The 22035-nt window shown below is 45.1% G+C and carries 15 protein-coding genes; 7 read left to right on the forward strand and 8 right to left on the reverse strand.

The features are described from left to right. The first annotated feature begins 27 nt into the window (after positions 1-27). On the forward strand, positions 28-1482 hold the full coding sequence (locus F6K51_RS14910; protein ID WP_293021383.1) for an MFS transporter: 1455 nt from the start codon (positions 28-30) through the stop codon (positions 1480-1482). Here the strand turns inward: F6K51_RS14910 and F6K51_RS14915 are convergent. Then, entirely contained in the window at positions 1463-2497 is a 1035-nt protein-coding gene (locus tag F6K51_RS14915) for a sterol desaturase family protein (RefSeq protein ID WP_293021384.1), read from the reverse strand. The genes F6K51_RS14910 and F6K51_RS14915 overlap by 20 nt on opposite strands. 253 nt (positions 2498-2750) lie before the next feature. Here F6K51_RS14915 and F6K51_RS14920 point away from each other — a divergent pair, with 253 nt between their 5' ends. The 4 genes from F6K51_RS14920 to F6K51_RS14935 all read left to right on the forward strand — a co-directional run bounded on the left by F6K51_RS14920 (position 2751) and on the right by F6K51_RS14935 (position 11535). Further along, positions 2751-3965: a hypothetical protein gene (locus F6K51_RS14920; protein ID WP_293021386.1), complete on the forward strand. Its 1215-nt coding sequence runs from the start codon at positions 2751-2753 to the stop codon at positions 3963-3965. A 196-nt stretch (positions 3966-4161) separates the two neighbouring features. Next, a complete protein-coding gene (locus F6K51_RS14925; RefSeq protein ID WP_293021388.1) occupies positions 4162-9612 on the forward strand; it encodes a non-ribosomal peptide synthetase in 5451 nt (1816 codons plus the stop codon). 192 nt (positions 9613-9804) lie between these two features. Beyond that, on the forward strand, positions 9805-10974 hold the full coding sequence (locus F6K51_RS14930; protein ID WP_070393215.1) for a pyridoxal phosphate-dependent aminotransferase: 1170 nt from the start codon (positions 9805-9807) through the stop codon (positions 10972-10974). Positions 10975-11094: 120 nt separating this feature from the next. After that, a complete protein-coding gene (locus F6K51_RS14935) occupies positions 11095-11535 on the forward strand; it encodes a condensation domain-containing protein (RefSeq protein ID WP_293021389.1) in 441 nt (146 codons plus the stop codon). A gap of 61 nt (positions 11536-11596) precedes the next feature. Here F6K51_RS14935 and F6K51_RS14940 read toward each other — a convergent pair whose 3' ends face one another. The 7 genes from F6K51_RS14940 to btpA all read right to left on the reverse strand — a co-directional run bounded on the left by F6K51_RS14940 (position 11597) and on the right by btpA (position 17580). Beyond that, on the reverse strand, positions 11597-12874 hold the full coding sequence (locus F6K51_RS14940) for an NAD(P)/FAD-dependent oxidoreductase (RefSeq protein WP_293021391.1): 1278 nt from the start codon (positions 12872-12874) through the stop codon (positions 11597-11599). Then, positions 12844-13047, reverse strand: a complete 204-nt coding sequence (locus tag F6K51_RS14945; protein WP_293021392.1) for a hypothetical protein — start codon at positions 13045-13047, stop codon at positions 12844-12846. Before F6K51_RS14945 ends, F6K51_RS14940 begins: the two co-directional genes overlap by 31 nt. A gap of 110 nt (positions 13048-13157) precedes the next feature. Beyond that, on the reverse strand, positions 13158-13520 hold the full coding sequence (locus F6K51_RS38450) for an HNH endonuclease (RefSeq protein WP_364302760.1): 363 nt from the start codon (positions 13518-13520) through the stop codon (positions 13158-13160). Between the two features lie 44 nt (positions 13521-13564). Further along, positions 13565-14869, reverse strand: coding sequence for a group II intron reverse transcriptase/maturase (gene ltrA / locus F6K51_RS14950; RefSeq protein WP_364302757.1), 1305 nt, complete (start codon positions 14867-14869; stop codon positions 13565-13567). A gap of 514 nt (positions 14870-15383) precedes the next feature. After that, a complete protein-coding gene (locus F6K51_RS14955; protein ID WP_293021393.1) occupies positions 15384-15518 on the reverse strand; it encodes a hypothetical protein in 135 nt (44 codons plus the stop codon). 18 nt (positions 15519-15536) lie between these two features. Beyond that, positions 15537-16529 (reverse strand): vitamin K epoxide reductase family protein, encoded by a 993-nt coding sequence (locus F6K51_RS14960; protein ID WP_293021395.1) that lies wholly within the window; start codon positions 16527-16529, stop codon positions 15537-15539. A gap of 220 nt (positions 16530-16749) precedes the next feature. Continuing rightward, positions 16750-17580 (reverse strand): photosystem I biogenesis protein BtpA, encoded by an 831-nt coding sequence (btpA, locus tag F6K51_RS14965; RefSeq protein WP_071104593.1) that lies wholly within the window; start codon positions 17578-17580, stop codon positions 16750-16752. Between the two features lie 817 nt (positions 17581-18397). On the opposite strand from btpA, the gene rimO reads away from it, so the two are divergent. Together rimO and F6K51_RS14975 are read left to right on the forward strand one after the other, a co-directional pair. Then, positions 18398-19720, forward strand: a complete 1323-nt coding sequence (gene rimO, locus F6K51_RS14970; protein WP_293021396.1) for a 30S ribosomal protein S12 methylthiotransferase RimO — start codon at positions 18398-18400, stop codon at positions 19718-19720. A gap of 793 nt (positions 19721-20513) precedes the next feature. Continuing rightward, the gene (locus F6K51_RS14975) at positions 20514-21923 is read left to right on the forward strand and encodes a DEAD/DEAH box helicase (protein ID WP_293021397.1); all 1410 of its coding nucleotides are present in this window, start codon (positions 20514-20516) and stop codon (positions 21921-21923) included. The last annotated feature ends 112 nt before the right edge of the window (positions 21924-22035 follow it).

A 22035-nucleotide genomic window follows, 5' to 3' on the forward strand; every position in this document is an offset into this window, starting at 1 on the left:
AAAAGAATCTTCCTTTTTCTATCTCTCTTGCTTAGAAAAACTGCAAATTGTTCGGGCAGTGATGTACTGATAAATCAAATGACTGATATAAAGCAATCACGCATTAATGGTAGCAGCTTTCCCATCATTAACGCTTTCACGAAGCAATTTACTGCCCTAGAGGGTATGGAAATCTTCAGCTTCATCTGGCTCAGCCAGGTCGTTTCTCTACTTGGCTCCAGGCTTACCAGTTTTGCCATCAGCATCTGGGTTTATTCACACACGGATTCTGTCACCCTGTTTTCATTGCCTATTTTATCTACTTTGCTGCCTACTATTCTCATCAGTCCCATTGCTGGAGTTTATATCGATCGCTGGAATCGCCGATGGACAATGATAATCAGTGATTTCTGTGCTGGCTTGTCTACCTTGATAGTAGCTTGGTTGTACGTAACAGGTCATTTAGAACTTTGGCATATTTGCCTGACTAATATATTGCGATCTAGCTTTAGCACCTTTCAAGAATTAGCCTATCTTGCTGCAACCAGTTTGCTTGTCCCTAAAGATAAGCTAATTCGTGCTAACAGTATGATGCAAACGAGTCAAGCCATATCCAAGTTGATAGGACCTGCACTAGCTGCAGCTTTATTAGGGATCGTTCAGTTTGAAGGCATTGTGGCTATCGATTTCATTACCCTGGCCTTTGCCCTAGTATCTCTCTTAATCGTCAAATTCCCTGAGATTGCCGCTGAAACTGAGCAGCAGACTGAGCATGAGTCATTTATGCAGAGTTTAGCCCTTGGCTGGAATTACTGTAAAGAACGATCAGGTCTTCTATGGCTTACTTTTCTACTAACAGTCTGTAACTTTTTGATAGGAGCCCATGCTGTTTTAGAGGCTCCCCTCATTCTTTCTTTCGCATCAGTGATCGGTTTTGGCCTAGTTGTGTCCTGCTCAAATGTTGGTATGGTTGCAGGAGGTCTAGTGGCAATGAGCAGAGGAGGTAAGCAAAATCAAATGCGCACCATTCTGATTGGCATGGCTTTAATCGGCTTATCCATTCTGCTTGAAGGTATTCGTCCCTCAATTTGGTTAGTTACGATCTCAAGTTTTTGTTTGCTTCTACCTGTCCCCTTAATTAACAGCTCCATTATTAGTATCTTTCAACGTAAAGTAGCCCCTGAATTACTAGGGCGGGTTTTAGCGTTATTAAGATCAGTTGCTCGCTCTGGAATCCCTATTTCTTTTCTTCTTGCTGGCTTCCTTGCTGATCATTACTTTGAACGCTTTATGAGTGGAGATAACCCAGGTGCTAGACTGATTGGTCAAGCGATCGGGGTAGGTCCTGGCCGAGGTATTGGTTTGCTTTATATTTGCATGGGAATCTTAACGCTTACCATGACTTGCATCGCTTATTTTTTACCTCGGTTGAGATACCTTGAGGATGAGCTACCTGATGTAATTGGAGATGATTCATCTGATGTTATTTCTGAGGTTGAATAACAAACAAGTTTTTGAACCAACCTGTAAACCTATCGTGATTAATTGAGAATTTCGAAAGTTGCTGAAATGGGTAGAGGTTTTGATGAATAAAGTTGATCAGAAGATGGTGCGGCTGGCGACTGCTTTCAAGGGGAAAATTCGGATCGTCGATGCCAGTTGCTGGGTATTCGTCATATTGGCAGTATTGAGTTCCAAATAAGTAATCCCAGATAATTAAAATTGAGCCAAAATTGCGATCGCGATGTTGTGCTTCAATTGAATGATGAATGCGATGAGACTGAGGGGTAATCATGATATGCTTCAACCAACCATAATTGAGTTTGAGATTGGCATGATAGATACGTAAATACCACTTTTGCAACACTTTAAATAGAATGATAGAAGGCGCAGAAATCCCAAGCGCGATCATGGGTAAAGCAACAATGATATAAGCAATTGCTTTATCAACGATATGAAAGCGTAGACCACTCAAGAGGTTCAGTTCGGTTTGGGAGTGATGGACAGCATGAAAATACCAAAAGGCTGGGATATGGTGGCGTAGAATATGTCCAAACCAAATTAGAAAGTCGCTAAGCAGAAAGCCGAGCACTAACATGATTGGTGGAGGAAGTATTGTTGCGCTATCAAAGATAGGGAAACCGACACGATTGCTCAAAGCGTAAAGAACGGAGATGCAAGGCTTCAGAAAAAGAATCGTTTCGACAAGGTCACCTAGCAACCACAAGGAGTCTTGACAGAAACCAACGGACAGCCGAGCCTGCTGACGTGCGGGTAACCAGATTTCGATCAGTAGAATCATTGAGACAATCCCATAAAACCACGGATTAAGGGAGATCTCGTGGCTAAGAGTTATGAGAATTTCTTCGGCCAATGTCCTAATGTAGGCAAGGTCACTCCAGGCGATCGCGGTTTGCACTAGAAAACAGATCACTACCAATCTTAAAGTTATCCCAGCGACATTCTGACACCCTCGCCATAGAAACTGAATTCGAGATGATTGCAGTAAATCTAACATCGTAATTGCGAAGTGGGGGAAGTAGGCGTCTAGCCAAGCAATCCTTATAGGATATCATTCACCTGTTTCTGAAGCAGAATTTTTTCGCCTTGAAGCCGTGGTAAAATTCTGTAATCATTTGAAAAGTAATAATTTATACCCTCAAGGTTAAGGTAACGTGTGAACTACTCTTACATCCTATTAACCTTTTCTAATTGAACAATCGAAAAACGTACATTGTAACACCTTTTTCAAGATCTCTCTGGAAAAAACCATGAATCAATTAATGAAAAGTAATGACCTGAAAGATTCAATCATAATTTCAGATACTACCCTCCGTGATGGTGAACAGACATTTGGCATTGTCTTCAGCAATGAGGAAAAGTTGGAAATTGCTAGACAACTTGATGCACTAGACATTCAGGAGTTGGAAGCTGGATTTCCAGCTCAAGAAGGAAGTGAAAGGACCTACCTGCAAGAGCTGATTTCCCGTAAAACCAATGGGCGTATCTCAGCACGGGTGTTAGGCTGGCATCGGCCATTGCGTGAAGAACTATCCTGGTCAGTTAAGTTGGGCCTAGATGGCTGCTGCTCTTCTACTCCGATTACCCCTTATATGATTGATAGCATCCTGAGATCTACACCGGACAAAATCTTACAAGCTCAACGGAGTGCATTAGCTTTCATCAAGGAGAACGGCTTATACGCTGTTTCTGACTTTCAGGATGCTTTTAATGCTGATCGCTCATTTTTATTTGAGATGATCCAGATGTCAGAAGAAACAGGTGCAGATCGAGTACGGCTCTGCGATACCGTAGGTCGCACTGATCCCTTCATGATCTTCGATATCATAACGGATATTCTCAATAACTCGGAAATCGATGTGGAACTCCATGCCCATAACGATCTGGGTATGGCGGTTGCCAACTGTGTGGCTGCGATCAAAGCATTTGATCTCTGGTATGAGGCCCAAAAAGAACGACCAAGCCGGAAGCTCTATTTAACCACTACAGTGAATGGAATTGGTGAGCGAGCTGGTAACACTGATTTGGCTACATTAGTGGGTGCATTGAAAGTTGGGCTAAATATAAATCTATCTGTACAGGAATCGAGACTCTCCAGCGTTTGTGATTATGTCTCGCAAGCAAGTAGTCGCCCGATCCCGATTAATGCACCAGTAGTAGGTCCCAATATTTGGTCTCATTCCTCAGGTATTCATGTAGATGGTGTGTTGAAAAGCCCTGCAAATTACGAGCTGATAAGCCCTGAATTTGTTGGCAAAACTAACACTGCTCGACGTTTAGGTATCAATAAACATTCTGGCAAACGTGCCGTCCAGCATAAATTTGCTGGGTTGGGCATACCGTTGACTGATGAAGCTGCTCTCAAACTGTTGCCCCAGATTCGTGAAGGGACAATTCAGAATAAGCGAATGCTATTTGATCATGAATTGGTTGATTTAGTGAATCGATCCCAAAAACCTTCATGATCTCACTGCAATCGTGATTTTTGCTAAGTAGGTGGGCGTAATTAAGTGTAAAATAGCGATGGAAATTCAAAATCATGAAACCCCTATGAATAGAGGATTCCAGCTTCATTTTCGGATTTTGAGTTTTAACGTTTATTTATGCCCACCTACTTATCGGTGACCCTCTACCCTTAACCTACCAATCGGTTCTTTAGTTATGATCACCCCCCCCATTGCCACTCTTTCAACTCCAAAGCAAGAACCTGGTGAGGAAAACTTACTGATGAATCTGAAACATCAAGTGTTGCCTGAACAAAGAAACCAATGTATCTATCAACTGATAGATGCTTATGCCCACAATATACCTAACAAAACTGCTGTAATTTGTGGAGGTCAGACCCTGACCTATCGCATACTCAATCAGCTTGCCGATCAAGTTGCTGAGCATTTGCAGCATTTAGAGATTGAATCCGGAGGATTGATCGGGCTGTATATGGATCGATCGTTGGCTATGATTGTTGGTTTATTGGGAATTTGGAAAGCGGGTTGTGCCTATGTTCCACTTGATAGTCAATATCCCAAGCAGCGTCTCGAATTTATGCTGGCAGAGACTGAAGCAGCGATAGTCTTAACTGAACCTCAGTTGTGTCAGGATTTACCAAAACTATCAACAATTGCACAGGTGATCACGTTAAAGGTCGAGACCGACGGTCGTTTGTCCCTTGCTTCAGTAATCTCATCGAAATTAAAACCATCTGTCTCGACAGCGATTTCTGCGCCAGTGACGGCCAAGGATCTTTCCCCGTCGAAGGTGGAAGATCCTCCTTCTGTAGATCAGTGCAGTGAAGGCCGCGATAAACTGAGCTGGGACAAGCGAGCCAAATCTTCTCCTGAAATCAACCCCCTCGATCGCCTCGCTTATATTATTTACACCTCTGGTTCAACGGGCAAACCCAAAGGCGTAATGATCAGCCATCGGAATCTGGCACATTACTGTTGGTCGATCGTTCAGCCCATGGCTCTGCAATCCACTGATATTTATTTGCACCTTGCCTCCATCTGCTTTGCCACATCTGCCCGTCAGTTATTGTCACCCCTATCACATGGGGCAACTGTTGTTATCGCGACCTCGGAAGAACGTCAAATCCCGCTCAAAGTGCTACAACTGGCAAAGGATCAGCAGGTTACCTTAATGGATATGGTGCCATCCTATTGGCGAATTCTAAATTCAACCCTACAGCATTTGCCTCCTGATACGCGCCAGAAACTTCTGACCAACACTCTACGATTTGTTAACGGTCATGGGGAACCTGTCCCCCAATATATTCCTCAGATCTGGCAAGAGAGGTTACAGCATCCTGCTGCGACGTTGAATCTATATGGTCAAGCAGAGGCAACAGGTTCGGTTGCCTTTTGTTTTTACCAATCCGGAGAACCTGGCGCTGTGATGCCGATCGGTCAGCCATTACCAGGGATGAAACTCTACATCCTTGATGATAATTTAACCCCTGTAGCGCCTGGAACTTGCGGGGAAATCTACGTGGGAGGACCAGCGGTATCTCAGGGATACTTTAAACGCCCAGAACTGAATGATGAAAGGTTTATCGTTAATCCCTTGATTAATCATAAGTCCGGCAATAGTGAACAAGAACTTGACCAGACTGTTCCATTCTACCTCTACAAAACTGGAGATTTGGGGCGATGTCGGAGCGATGGGGTTTTTGAAATGTTGGGGCGTGTAGATCGTCAAGTTAAGATTAATGGTGTTCGAGTTGAAATAGACGAAATTGAAGCAATTCTCTCTCAACATCCCACCGTTAGGGAAGCTGCTGTTTTAGATCTGAAAACGAACCTGAATGAACCTTATTTAGTTGCTTATTTAACCCTCGAACCAACATCCCTGTCTCGTGAGGATAACAATTGGGAGCAAATTGAAATCGCCCTCCAAACGGTAAGATCTGGCAAGTCTGTGAAGATAGATAGTCTTACCGTTGCTGAGTCAAACTCAGAGCTGATCCATCAACTCAAGACATATCTCCAAGCCCAAGTATCTCGCTATGTGGTGCCATCCAAGTTTGTGATTCTGGAAGATCTTCCCCTAACTCCGAATGGCAAAGTCGATCGTAAGGTGCTGCTTGCACAACAAGAAGCGCAGTTTGAAAACCGAGAATTGATTGCTCCCCGTACAGAGACCGAAGTGAAGCTTGCCAAGATTTGGTGTGACATTCTCAATCTTACTCAGATTAGCCTTGACGATAACTTCTTTGAATTGGGTGGACATTCCCTGCTTGCAACGCAGGTGATTTCTCGGATCAGGGACGTATTCTTCATTGAATTACCTCTGGCTCAAGTGTTTGCTTATCCCACTTTGATGGAATTAGCCCAGTCGATCGACACTATCCAGCCAACAGACTCAATTAAACTGACAACCATTAGTTCAGTTCCCAAAGACACCAAGGTTCCTTTATCTTTTGCTCAGCAACGTCTTTGGTTTCTTGATCAATTAGAAGGACCTAGTTCAACTTATAATATTTCAAATGTCTGGCAACTGGAAGGAGACTTAAATCTATCAGTACTGACCCAAAGTCTTCAAACAATTGTGCAGCGCCACGAAGGGCTACGGACCATTTTTCCGAGCGATAATGCTGCTCCATATCAAAAAATTCAACTTGACGTTACAGTTCAGGTTCCCCTAATCGACTTACAATCGCTTCCCCCAACAGAACTAGAATCTCAGATTCAGATTTTGATTAATGCTGAGGCTCAAACACCGTTTGTCCTTGCCCAAGATACGCTTGTTCGTTGCAAGCTTTTGAAATGCAGTACAACAGTCCATGTGCTTGTGATTACAATCCATCACATCGTTGCCGATGATTGGTCACTGGGCATCTTTCAGCAAGAACTCTCCGAACTCTATACTGCTTTTTGTCAATCGGAACCTTTACCGCTGGCACCCTTGCCCATTCAATATGCAGATTTTGCCTATTGGCAGCATCAATGGTTACAAGGACAAGTTCTGGAGACCTTACTCGACTACTGGCGAAACCAACTTGCAGACAGTCCACCCCTGCTAGATTTACCAACCGACTACCCACGTCCAGCAAAACAAGTTTTTCGGGGTAGCACGATTGAATTTGATTTAGATGCTCACTTAACCCAAAAATTACAACTTCTCAGTCAACAATCTGGCACTACCCTCTTCATATCACTTCTGAGCGCGTTTTCAATCTTACTCTGTCGTTACAGCAACTCAACTGACATCGTTGTTGGGTCGCCAATCGCCAATCGTAATCGTCAGGAAATTGAGCCTCTCATTGGGTTCTTTGTCAATACATTGGTGTTGCGTAACAACCTTGAAGGGAATCCAAGCTTCTTAGAATTGTTGCAACGAACTCGCCAAGTTGCCTTAAATGCTTATGCCCATCAGGATCTCCCGTTTGAGAAGTTAGTAGAGGAATTAAATCCAGATCGCAACCTGAGCTATCATCCCCTGGTTCAGGTCATGTTTGTATTGCAAAATAGCATCCCATCCCATGCCTTGAGTTTTCCAGGCGTAACTGTGAGTCCACGAAGGGTAGAACGGACCACTGCAAAATTTGATTTGATTTTGTCAATGCGGGAAGCTTCTCAAGGGTTGCAAGGGGTTTGGGAGTATAACAGTGATTTATTCACATCTAACACAATTCAACGATTGCATCACCACTTTCAAACCTTGCTTAAAGGGATTGTTGCCAATCCAGATCAATTAATTTCTGAGTTACCCCTGCTAACCGAAGCAGAACAGCAGCAATTACTGGCACAATGGAGCCAAGCCCATAGAGATTATCCCGGTGATTCCTCCATACACCATCTATTTGAACAACAAGTAGAACGTACACCAGATGCGGTTGCCTTAGTGTTTGGAGAACAACAGCTCTCTTATCGAGAACTGGATCGCCGTGCAAATCAGCTTGCCACTTATTTGCAGACCTTGGGTGTAGAACGAGAAGTATTGGTCGGCCTTTGCCTGGAACGATCACCAGAGTTGATTGTTGCCATGCTAGGAACTCTCAAAGCTGGAGGAGCCTACGTTCCCCTTGATTCCAACTATCCTTCGGAGCGCTTGGCTTTCATCTTAAATGAAACGCAAATTCCCGTATTAATTACGCAAACGACTTTGCGCTCCCGATTAGCCAATTATGAGCAGTGTGTCCTGATTTGTCTCGATGAGATTGATTTGACACAATCCAATGGATTGCAATCTTATGAAGTGCAGTCTGATAGCTCGTCAGAGCCGCAATTGGTGACAAGAGAGAGTCTAGCCTATGTAATCTATACTTCTGGCTCTACGGGTCAACCCAAAGGAGTTAGTATTCCCCATCAAGCAGTGATACGTTTGGCGATCGATCCTAACTATGTGACAATTTGCTCAGACGACACATGCCTACAACTAGCTTCCATTGCCTTTGATGCGGCCACCTTCGAAGTTTGGGGGGCTTTGCTCAATGGAGCAAAATTAGTCCTAGCTCCTGCTGCTCGTCCATCTCTGGCAGAGATCGCACATCTGCTATCACATCACCAAATCACTGTAGTTTGGCTCACCTCTGGACTCTTCCATCAGATGGTAGAAGAGCATTTGGAGTCTTTCACCTCAGTTCGACAACTTCTGGCGGGGGGAGACGTTCTGTCAGTTACCCATGTCAAGAAAGCAGTTCGAGCCTTACCGAATACCCTTGTAATTAATGGTTATGGTCCGACGGAGAATACAACTTTTACCTGCTGTTACCCAATCCGAAATCTTGAAGCCATTGGCACGTCGGTTCCAATCGGTTGTGCGATTTCAAATACTCAGGTTTATCTGTTGGATGACAGCTATCATCCAGTTCCTATAGGAGTTTCGGGAGAGCTTTATATTGGTGGCGATGGTTTAGCACGCGAGTACTTTAACCGTCCTAATCTGACAGCAGAACGATTTATCTGCCATCCTGCTTTGGGTCGCCTCTACAAAACTGGTGATCTTTGCCGCTACCGTTCAGATGGAAATCTCGAATTTATAGGACGGATTGATCATCAAGTTAAGATTCGGGGTTTCCGCATTGAGTTAGGAGAGATCGAAACAGTGCTCGGTGAGCATCCTGATTTACAGGCAGTCGTTGTGTTAGCCCGAGAAGATAATCCAGGAGATAAGCGGTTAGTCGCTTACTTTGTAGTTGAGGCAGATAAGCAAATTCTCCCTAATCAACTCCAACAGTTTCTCAAGCAGAGGCTACCAGATTATATGATCCCCTCCGCCTTTGTACAATTAAGAACCTTGCCTTTAACCCTAAATGGCAAGGTAGATCGTCGATCTCTGCCGATTCCTGACTTTTCTCAACTCCCTCACAGGCTTGAGTTTACTGCACCCCAAACTGAAACTGAGTACAGGATTGTTAAAATCTGGTCTGAAGTCATGAAATGCGATCGCATCAGTATTCACGACAACTTCTTTGAATTGGGTGGTCATTCTCTCCTTGCTACTCGGGTCATTTCAAAGCTCCGTCAAACTTTGCAGATTGAACTGCCAATCCAAAGCCTCTTTGAATATCCAACGGTAGCTGGGTGGGCTAAACACATCGATCTAGTGCTATGGTTTGGTCGAGATGCAGTGGACCTTGCAGCAGTTAAAAACACTGAGGAAATTGAGATATGACCTAAGCTACAGATGGGGAATTCCGCGCATCCGGAGTGGTAACGAGAGAGGCTTGGTGGCTGGCATTGTATGTTACAGTACTGAACACATCAAGTACAAAAACAGTGGGAGGGGCACAGGATAACCTACACTACCACACTATAACTCAAGCGCACTGCACTGGAAAAGTGAATAAACGATTACATCAAGACCATGAGAACTTTTGCGCTCCGAATGGAACGGTTAGGCACTGAAGCTGCCTTTGAATATCTCGCCAAAGCCAAACAATTGGAGGCCCAAGGACGAGATATAATTCATATGGAGATTGGACAGCCAGATTTTCCTACTCCTCCTCACATTTGTAAGGCAGCCTACCAAGCCATGCAAGCGGGCCACACGGGTTATGGTCCTGCAGCAGGACTACCAGAACTGAAGTCAGCGATCGCACGCCACATTTCCAAAACCCGGCATTTGTCAGTCGAACCCGATCGGGTTGTCATAATGCCAGGGGCAAAACCCGTAATATTCTTGACTATTCTGGCTCTGGTTGATCCCCAAGATGAGGTCATTTACCCAAATCCAGGGTTTCCCATTTACAAATCAGTTATTGACTTTGTCGGAGCTAAACCTGTTCCGCTACCTTTGCGAGAAGTCGTGAACTTTCGCATCCAAATTGAGGATTTGAAAACCCTAGTCAACGATTGTACCAAGTTATTGATCCTCAACTCTCCTCAAAACCCAACTGGGGGAGTGCTGACGTCTGAGGATCTAGCTGAAATTGCTACCCTTGCTCAGCAATACGACTTCTACATTCTCGCAGACGAAATCTATTCTCATATTCTCTACGACCAGACCCATACTAGTATTGCAAGTTTGCCAGGCATGGAGGAGCGCACTATTTTACTAGATGGTTTTTCTAAAACCTATGCTATGACTGGCTGGCGTTTGGGCTATGCCGTTGCATCTCCAGAAATCAGTGAAAAGCTAACTCAACTCATGATCAATACCAATTCCTGTACCTGTTCGTTTACTCAATTGGCAGGGGTGACTGCCCTGGAAGGAGACCAAACCTTTGTTGAGAAGATGGTGATGGAATTTCATCGGCGTCGAGATATGATTGTCACCAGGATCAACCAAATAGCTGGTATCAGTTGTCAAATGCCAAGAGGGGCATTCTATGCATTTCCAAATGTCTCCCAGTTACCGTTAGATGATCAAGCCATAGCAGATTATTTGATGACTGAGGCTGGGGTGGTAGTGTTACCTGGTTCTTCTTTTGGCAATCAAGGTCAGGGATATTTACGCCTGTCCTACGCAAACTCATTCAGCAAGATTGAAGAGGCATTGGATCGAATTGAGCAGGCAGTTCATACTCTCATTTAACATCTTCCCCGACCTAAAGGCACGGAGATTCCCTAGTGTTGCCTCTTGCCTGTTCCCTATTCCCCATTCCCTGTTCCCTTATTTCTTAAGACTTTAACATAAAAATTCTCAATATAAAAAATGGTTGTTGCCCAAAATAAAACTAAAGATATTGAAGCAATGTATCCCCTTTCCTCAACGCAAAAAGGGATATTATTTCAGACATTGTATCACCCGGAACATCGGGTATATTTCGACCAATTTAAGTTGACGATTCACGGCAAGCTGAATCCGAAGTTCTTTGAACAGGCTTGGGTGAGACTGGTAGAAAGACACCCAGTTTTGCGCACCTTATTTGTTTGGAGAAACCGTAAGCAGCCGGTGCAAGTTGTACGTAAAACCTTCAAGCTAACCTGGATTGAGCATGACTGGCGAACCCTATCTCCTGAAGCCCAAACAGCCAAGATGGATGATTTTTTAGACAGGGATCGACAACAAGGGGTTGAACTGGGGAAAGCCCTGGTTGACTTACAAAACTCTGAAATGGCTTACTGGTACGTTGGGATTTTGAACTCTAACTAAGGACGCAAATAATATCACAATTAATGGACAAATAAAAGACAAATTATCAATTCCCACAACACTAACTATTTCCAATACCTTGACCTCCTAACCAACCCGTTGTCCAAGCACTCTGAAAATTAAATCCCCCGGTAATTCCATCAATATCGAGAATTTCCCCAGCAAAGTAAAGACCTGGACATTGGCGGCTTTCCATAGTCTTAAAATTCACCTCTTTGAGACTAACACCACCACAAGTAACAAACTCTTCCTTAAAAACCCCTTTACCTTGAATCAAATAGCGTCCTTGAGTCAGTTCTTGAACTAACTGATGTACGGTTTTTTTCGATAACTCAGCCCAACGGTTTTGTGCTCCCACTCCCACACTAGTAACTAAGCTCACCCAAAGGCGCTTTGGGATAGGAATGGGACAACTAGTAGTAATGAAGCGTCGAGGTAACTGGGATTTAACATCAAGGAGTAATTTGCGCAATCGGTCTGGATTATACTCAGGAAGCCAATTCACCAACAAGGGCATTTGATAATGGTGTTCATGCAATACTCTAGCCCCCCAAGCAGAAAGCTTGAGTACCACTGGACCACTTAAACCCCAGTGGGTAATTAGCAATGGTCCCGTTTGTTCCTTCAACGTTTTACCAGCATCGGGTAATTTGAGGCACACCTGTTTAACACTCACCCCAGCTAAATCCTGTAAACGGGAGTCTGGGATATTAAAAGTGAATAGAGAGGGAACCCGGGTTTCGATGGTATGACCTAAGGCTTTTGCCCAACGGTAGCCTAGGGGATTGCTACCAGTAGCAACCAAAACGCGATCGCATTTTATAATCTCACCATTCCTCAACCCAATTTCAAATCCTCCTGGGGTCTGGTGTGGCGTGTCAGGAGTTGGGTGTTGGGAAGATTGCCGAGAGATCGACTTAACCGGATTACTGGTGCGAATCTTTACCCCTGCCCTCTTAGCTACTTGTAAGAGACAATCAACAATAGTTTCGGAAGTGTCAGTAATCGGAAACATCCTGCCATCCGCTTCAGTTTTCAGATCAACACCGTGAGCACCAAACCAAGCAATGGTATCCTTGGGTTGAAAACGGGTGTAAGCCCCTCGCAATGCTTTGCTTCCCCTGGGGTAAGCTTGCACCAACTGGGCTGGGTCAAAACAAGCATGAGTAACATTACAGCGTCCACCACCAGAGATGCGCACCTTCGATAATGGATGGCGTGAGGCTTCTAGGAGAGTGACATTGGTATGGGGATGAGTAGTGGCACAGGTAATTGCCCCAAAAAAACCAGCGGCTCCACCACCAATGACTACAACATTGAGATTTCGTGAATTATCCAAGGGAATCGGGAATCGGGAATTGGGAATCGGGAATCGGGAATCGGGAATCGGGAATCGGGAATCAGGAATTGGGAAAAAATCTTGTTTACCTTATTACTATCAGAATTACTATCAGAACCGATAATTACCCTTAATAAAAATCTCCCCATCTCCCCATCTCCCCATCTCCCCATCTCCATTAAACTAAGTCAGTGAGTCACCCCACTGACTCGTCTTCAGAACCGGACGTGAAACTTTCGCTTCATCCGGCTCCTCGTTGTAAGAACCATTGACATTGGTACCTCTACCAGGGATGGGCATCAAGCTCATGACTGGTTTTTACGGTAGAACCGTGTCTGACATCGTGGCAATGTAGGTGAAGTAGTTCCAGATTGTCGTCTGTGTTATTTCCACCAATGGAGCGCGGTATAATGTGATGTTTTTCCAATAAATCTTCGTCCCTAAAGGTAAGACCACAGTGGGAGCACTTCCCTTTTTGCCTTTTTAAAAGTCTGGCCTTTTGATTGGTCAAAACAGGATGCTTGCCCATTCTGGTACTCCAATAGATTAGGTCTCCATCGTAAGGACTTCTGGATTCTTTGACTTTGACATGTCTAACAATTGGTGTCAAAGCATGTTTCGGTAGATAGTTATCTTCCTGTGCCATGAATACCCAGTTGTCGTTTGAGATGGTTCCCCAATATTTCTGGTTTACCCAGGTTTTTGATTTCTTTGGATGCCTTCTGTACCCCCACCGTTGGAGTTTATTCCATAACATATTCCCCAGGTCGTTGTTCGCGTAGCGTGGCCATAGGCCAAGGTTTCTTTGCTACAGACTGTGCTGTAATAATTACACCAACCTGTTATAATGGGTTTGAGTCGGCTGATTAGAGCCTTCTGTGGAGCAGCTTTATATCTATCAATAACAGAGGAAAGCTGCTCATAATGCTTGTGGATTTTCTGTTTAGATGGTTTGATGATGGTCTTAAAACCTTGTTTTGACTGGTTTTTACCAACCTGATATTGACGGACATTGAATCCAAGAAAGTCAAATCCATCCATGGTGTGGGTAATCCTGGTCTTACTTGGTTTTAGTTCCAAGCCCATATCCATCAACCATAGGTTGATGACCTTCTGGCATTCTTCTACCACGGTTAGGTCTTTGTGCATGATGACAAAATCATCAGCATATCGAACCAAACTTAACGCTGATTTGTTATCCCGTTTTTTTCCGGGTAATGTTTCGGCATATTGTTTAATCCGTTTTTCCATGCCGTGAAGGGCTATGTTTGCCAGTAGAGGGGATATTACTCCCCCCTGTGGTGTGCCCTCATCTGTAGTGGAGAATGTGTCATTGTCCATCACACCAGCCTTGAGCCAGGAACGTATTAAACGTTTCATGGATGGATAAGTATTTAATTTTCTCAGAAGTGCATCGTGGTTGATTTTATCGAAGCATTTGGCAATATCAGCATCTAGAACCCATTTTGGTTTTTGTTTGATACTGTTGAATATTGCTTCGATGGCGTCGTGGCCTGAGCGTCCTGGTCTAAACCCATATGAATTAGGTTCAAATTGTGCCTCCCATTCTGGTTCTAATGCCAGTTTGGCAAGAGCTTGCAATGTTCGGTCATACATGGTAGGGATGCCTAGTGGGCGTTTTTCACCTTTGCCAGGTTTGGGAATCCAAACCCGTCGAGTTGGTTTGGCCTTTCCGCAGACTTTCAAGTTTTTAACTAGGGACAGACGTTGTAATGGTGTTAATGATTTGATCCCATCAACCCCAGCCGTCTTCTTACCCTTGTTATCTTGTGTGACCCTACGCACCGCAATCATTTTTGCAGTCCAAGACTTCATCAAGGTTTTTTGTAGTCGTCTAACCGCGCGAACATCGCCACGTTGGGAGGCTCGAAATATTCGTTTTTGCAACTTAAATAAGGCTCGTTTTAACTTACGCCAATTGACCTTATTCCATTCCGACGTATGGGAGAATCCCATCGTTTTAGACTTATTCATTGGTACTTGCGACTATTTCTTTTCCTACAACGTGAGTCCGTCTGCATATCCTAGGCATTACCCTAGGCGTTAGCAACTGAGCTCAATCTTGCCCCCATATGACTTGCGGCTAACTACCTACTTGGATATCGACCTTTCCAAGAGTACAAACAGGGGTTACTTCGTTCCTGATTACCATTGGTTGGACTTTTAGGGTGGTACTGTTCACCGGGAGGTGTGGTTTTGGGAATCACTTCATGGAGATGGAACCTTGAAGTCAGTGCCTCCTTTGACGTTTTGTCTATGGCGTGTCAGCCTTTGCGCCATACGATGGTAACGATGATTTGAGCGTACCTTCCTTGCGTACCCATAAGTCCTTGCCTGCTACTAAAACCAGATTCGGCTTCTAGTGCTTCGCTGTTTGACCCCGCTTTACCCATAGGCTTGTTAGTTCCTATGAATAGGGGTAAGGCTGTCAGGAGGATTCCACTCCGGCTGGACTTGCTTATACTCACCAGCATGGTTATCAAGTTATCTAGGTTCCAAATAGAGCGTGGTGCTCTATCTGGCTAGCGGCTAATCCCCCAAGCCCTTTCTGGACAAGGTTTCTAGCCAACGAATCGCACCCATCTCCCCATCTCCCCATCTCCCCACCTCCCCATCTCCCCACACTTCCCACACTTCCCAATTAGGATCGTCCTGGCAAATAGTACTTAAAGTCCCTGGAGCCTTGATAGTCAGTGACATTAGCCAATTCTTCTAGAGTTCGGACACCAGGGAGCAATTCGCCATTAATTTGCCAAGTAGGATAGGATTGAATTCCAGCAGCGATACAGGCTTCTGTCTGAGCATTTTTGCCATCACGAGCACACTCTATATAATTGATTTGAGAGAATGCCTGTTTTCCAAACAGTTGCTTCTGCTCATAGCAGTGGGGACACCAGTAAGCTCCGTATTTCTTAGCACCAACTTCAGTCAAATGACGCGCCAGATCAATTTCCGATTGACCAGAGGTTGTGTTAACTTTCCAGCCACCAATAGCTGCGTTTGGCGCACCAGAGGCTGTGGGAATTGGACCACCATTATCTGCTGATGTGGCCACGGATTCCCCAACATTAGCATAAACGCCTAAGGTACCCACCAAGGTGATCATGCCCACGATCAGACCGATAAAGAAAATTTGACCAATATCGTCCCAACTGCGACCCACAAGGGTTAGGACTAGCAGGCTAATGGCAAATAATGCTGAAGTGATGCAGTATATACAGAGTGCTTGGATCTCAAACGCTAGCAAGTACATCAAGTAGCTACTGAAAACTGTCATAGCTGCTGCGCCTGCTAACAGCAGTAACCAAGTCCAATTTTCTAGTTTTGAGCGAAGTCCCTTCTTTGGGTCTCCCTTTACTAACAACGGAGCCAAGGCAAATGTAGCCATACTGGTGTATGCCAAGAAACCAAACAAGGTTAGTGGCAGACCAAATATACTAGCATAAGGGCTGGAAAGGACATCATTACAGCTAGAAGCATTAGCTGCACCCGCGCTGCAAACTGCAGTACCACCTGTCAGTTTAACCACAGTCAGATAAGCAGTTAACAGGGCACCCACGACAGCGATCGCAGCAATCAGCTGACGGGACCAACGATAAATCCAGGGGGCAGAACGCCGACGACTCACACTCATAATCTAGATTAATGAGGAATAGGGGTTGCTTGAAAGTTCTAACTATTACGTTATCAAGTCAAACAACCAATAGACAGAAACCAAGGTGACATACTGTTGAAAGTCAACCGGCCAACCTTGGCCTATTGGCCACGCGTGCGCGTTCAACCTGATAACCTTGGCCTATTGGCCACGCGTGCGCGTTCAACCGGCCAACCTTCAACCTTCAACTGGCCAACCTTCAAACAATTGGTTTTTCTTCTTGTTTAGCAGACACACTACTGCGTACTGCTTCCACAAATTGACTGACCCGAATCGGATCAATAGGTTGATCAATTTGTCCACGACGCTTGAGGGAACTAGAGACAATTACCCCATCAGCATATTGCATCAGGGTGGAGATATTTTCCCAATTAGCCCCACTGCCAATAAACACTGGTTTGCCCTTAGCCGCCGCCGAGGCTAACACCAGGTCTTGGGGATTAGTAGGAGTACCGGTTCCCCAGCCAGAGAGAATCACACCATCAGCTAACCCCCGCTCTATGGTTTCTTGTACAGCTATGGTGATATTCGGTGACTCCAAAGGTTGTCCATGTTTGACTAGAACATCAGCAAGAATCTTAACATCACTACCCAGTGCCCGACGGTAGCGCAAGAGTGTATGAGCCTGTCCCTCAATTAACCCCTGGTCTGTTGCCATAATCCCAGTCAGAACATTAACACGGATAAATTTAGCCCCTACACAAGTAGCAATTGCTAAAGCACTATGAGCATCATTGCGTAAAATATTGATCCCTATTGGTATGGGAACCAGGTTCATCAGTCGCTGGACTATGATCGTCATGGTACTGACTACTGCTGGATCGACCTGGTTTTTAGTAAATGGGGCGTCGAAAAAATTCTCAACAATCACCCCATCGACTCCACCAGACCCTAAGGCGGTGACCTCTTGCTCGGCTCGGTCAATCACAGCTTGCAGGCTACCCCCCCAGCGCGGGGAAGTAGGGAGTGGCAGCAAATGCACAACTCCTATGATCGGATTCGGTGTCTGGAAAATTTGCTCTAAGTTCACAATCGTGGGATGTTTGGAAGCCCCATCTCATCAGGGAGCGGGGAGGAAAAGCTACAGATAGAGCGCCTCAGCGCCCCCTGTAGAAAACTTGGGAATTGAGAGGTCGGATGCCGTTTCTGGCATCGGTCTACCACTGGCATTAATGGTAAAGCTATGGTGCTTACTCTATTTGATGAAACCTGGGATTTAGTTCTCCCGGTTGCTAAAACCAGTCGCTCAAACCAATTGTATCGGTCAGTGCTATCCCCAAAGCAAGCACCTTAATTCCTGAAGACGATTTCTAGTGGTGGTAGGTTAACAGAGGTGAGCCCTAAAACTACTACATCTGTTTTTGATGCCTACTGATGCTAGGTCAAGGGTAAAATAGGATTATATATAGTACCAGTAGATTGTACCTTTGTCCTGTCAACTTTGAGCTTTTCGAGCTGCTTGTGGTTAAGAGCCCAGATCAGCACTACTCGATTTAATCCCTGTAGGAGCTCAGCCCCCCGCTCCCCCATAGAGGGAGCTTACCAACACGAGCCCGTTGGAGTCACGATCCCCGCGAGCCCATGATTTTCTGTGAGGGATATTTTTAGATTTCCTCATATTTTTTTGAATATTTTAATAAAATTTAATTTAGAATGAGTGTATAGGTTTTGATAGTGAAATCAACATGGAACATCAGTACTAGTAGATTAGCAGAGCAGATTAGGAGTTGAGCACATCACTTACACACTAAGCTCAATCACACCAAGCTCAATCAATGGTGTAAGGTTCTGGTAAAGGGCAGTAGGTTATGTGACTAAGCCGTAGTACAATATAAAATGATGAATGAATGGGCAAAAAGCCAACTGTAGCAATATCTCACTTGGGGTGCGAGAAAAATCGCATTGATACCGAACATATGCTGGGTCTGCTGGTGCAGGCAGGATACCAGGTAGATGCCAATGAAGAATTAGCTGACTATGTTATTGTAAATACCTGTAGTTTTATAGAAGAAGCGCGGCGAGAATCAGTGCGCACGCTGGTAGAACTGGCGGAAGCTGATCAAAAAATTGTGATTACCGGCTGTATGGCTCAACACTTCCAAAGCCAACTATTGGAAGAGTTGCCAGAGGCAGTGGCAGTGGTGGGAACCGGGGACTACCATAAAATAGTAGATGTAATCCAAAGAGTAGAAACAGGCGATCGCGTTCAAGAGGTTTCTACTGAACCAACCTACATTGCTGACGAAACAACGCCACGCTACCGAACAACTTCTGAAGGGGTTGCTTACCTGCGGGTCGCAGAAGGGTGTGATTACCGCTGTTCCTTCTGTATAATTCCGCACCTCCGGGGAAAGCAGCGATCGCGTACCATAGAATCCATTGTTGCGGAAGCCGAGCAGTTGGCATCTCAAGGGGTTCAAGAGCTGATTTTAATTTCCCAAATCACCACCAACTATGGTTTAGACATATACGGCGAACCGAAACTGCCAGAACTGTTGAGAGCATTAGGTGAAGTAGACATCCCCTGGATTCGGATCCACTACGCCTATCCCACCGGTTTAACCCCATCCGTCATAAAAGCCATTCAGGAAACTCATAATGTTCTTCCTTATCTCGATTTGCCTCTACAGCACTCCCATCCAGAAATCCTCCGCTCCATGAACCGTCCTTGGCAGGGACGAGTAAATGACGCTATAATCACGCAACTAAAAACTGCACTTCCTGATGCAGTGTTGCGAACCACCTTTATTGTCGGGTTTCCCGGCGAGACAGAGCAGCACTTTGAACACTTGCTGGAATTTGTCCAGCATCATGAATTTGACCATGTTGGAGTGTTTACCTTTTCTGCGGAGGAGGGAACAGCAGCATACAAATTGCCTAATCAGTTGCCCCAAGGGGTGATGGATGCCAGACGGGATGCCCTGATGGCAGTTCAACAACCGATTTCCTTGAAAAAAAATCAAAACTGTCTGGGCAAGATAGTTGATGTTCTCATAGAACAAGAAAATCCCTTAACGGGTGAATTTATTGGTCGCAGTGCCAGGTTTGCCCCTGAGGTGGATGGATTGGTCTACGTTCAAGGTGATGCCTCTTTAGGAACCATAGTATCAGTAGAAATTACTGATTGTGATTTCTACGACTTGTATGGTTCTGTAGTACTACCTCCGTAAACAAGCCACAGGCTTTAACTAGGGGCTGGAATTAAACACTCCACCACTAGGGCAAGTAATCTGGTCAATCCTGAACCAGACATAATCCTTGGTCTTTTAGATTATGGAGCTTTTCACAAGGCCTCTAGCCTTATCAAAAGCAGGTGTCTGTCGCCCATAGTAATGGCACACTAAAGCGCACACTAAACGGCAGCGTAAACGGCACACTTAAAAGACCTGCTTAGGGGGTAAAAACTAGCTGAGCGGTGCATCAATTCAGCTTTGAGGGTCAAATTTGGGATGATTTAACCCACCCCAATCCAACGGGCAATACCTAGCTAAGGAGCCACCCTCAACCTGACAACTGTGTCTAGGGCATTAACCATTGCGTCTGTAAGACGTGTTCTAGTGGGATGAACCTAATCTCAAGCTTTTAGACACACTAAATAGGTCGCAACAGACCCCAGCTGATGGTGAAGCGCGATGCAGCCCCGACCTGAGGGGGTTTAAGCCAAAGCGCGACTGCCTATGGGACAAGGTGCAACTTAGGAGTTGATGCCTATCAACAGGTGCGACCCGTGGCGAATTTAATTCGCCAACGGAAAGCGCACCTAACCAAATGGGTGGAAACTAAACCGCTTTCTACTCATCTAATCTCATCATAGGTTTGTCAAGGCAAAAACCATGGTGAGTAAAACCTGAAGGCTCACTGTCTTTATAGCCATGACAGTGTTTCCTCACACGTTCAACTACTAACTTTCTGACTTACCAGAAAAAAACCACAACTAACCAACGAAAAATCGAAAAATAACTTATGACCGTTTCTTTCCAAAGCCTGGGATTGTCTGAAACTTGTGTAAGCCAACTCGAAAAAATCGGCTTCACTACACCTACTACTATCCAAGCCCAAGCTATTCCTGAACTGCTCAATGGCCATGATGTACTCGGTATGTCTCAAACCGGTACTGGCAAAACAGCAGCGTTTTCCCTACCAATGCTAGATCGCATTGACTTGGACAAGCGAACCGTACAAGCCTTAATTCTAACCCCAACCCGAGAGTTAGCCCAGCAAGTTAACCAAGCGATTCGGGACTTCAGTGAGGACCGTCGATTGCATATACTAACCGTCTGCGGTGGTCAGTCCATTGAGCGGCAAATTCGGATGCTCTACAAAGGCGCTCAGATTGTGGTAGGAACTCCCGGACGGGTGATTGACTTGCTAGACCGGGGAGACCTGAAGCTGGAAAACCTGAGCTGGGTGGTACTCGATGAAGCGGATGAAATGTTAAGCATGGGCTTTATCGATGATGTTAAGAAAATCCTGCAACAGACTCCCGAAGAGCGTCAGACTACTTGCTTCTCAGCAACTATGCCCCGGCCAATTCAGGACCTAGTCAGCAAATTCCTGAAATCCCCGGTCACTGTTAAAGTTCAGCAATCGAAAGCAGCACCAGCGCGCATTGAACAGCGAGTTTACATGGTACCCCGTGGCTGCTCAAAAATCAGGGCTCTCCATCCGATTCTGGAACTGGAAGACCCAGAAGCTTCAATCATTTTTGTGCGAACACGAAAAGCGGCTGCTGAACTAACCAACCAATTACAAGCGGCTGGTCACAGTGTGGATGAGTACCACGGTGATTTGAGTCAGAGTCAGCGGGAGCGGTTATTGTATCGGTTCCGGAAAAATCAAGTGCGTTGGGTAGTAGCAACCGATATTGCTGCCCGTGGTCTAGATGTGGATCATCTGACCCATGTGATCAATTTTGACCTGCCAGATCAAGTAGAAAGCTATATTCACCGCATTGGTCGTACCGGTCGTGCTGGTAAGACAGGAACAGCAATTACCCTGATTCAACCCTTTGAACGCCGTAAACTCTACCAGATTGAGCGCAAGGTGCGGCAACGGTTGGAAGTTACCCGGATTCCGACCCGCTCACAAATTGAAGCCCGGCGCTTAGAAAGACTGCAGGCAGAGTTACGGGAAGCTTTATCAGGGGAACGGATGGCTTCTTTCTTGCCAGTTGTACGGGAATTGGAAGAAGAATATGATGCTCATGCGATCGCAGCGGCAGCATTGCAGTTGTTCTATGACAAAACTCAACCCCCCATTAGTGACGATATCGAAGAACGAATGGTGGAACGTCCCAAACTGCGGCTTAACACAGACAAACGCCATCGGTCAGAAAAACCGAGAAAGCCTGTGATTCAGAATCAGTCAAGATAAGATAGACAAAGATGAAGTGTAAAGGATGAAGGCGTATTGGATGAAGTAGCACAATATACCAGTTGCTGAGTAAGCAATAAAAATCAATGGAAGGGTTGACAAATCATAACCT

It is taken from the genome of Moorena sp. SIO3I8 (assembly GCF_010692325.1).
Taxonomy (GTDB): Bacteria; Cyanobacteriota; Cyanobacteriia; order Cyanobacteriales; family Coleofasciculaceae; genus Moorena.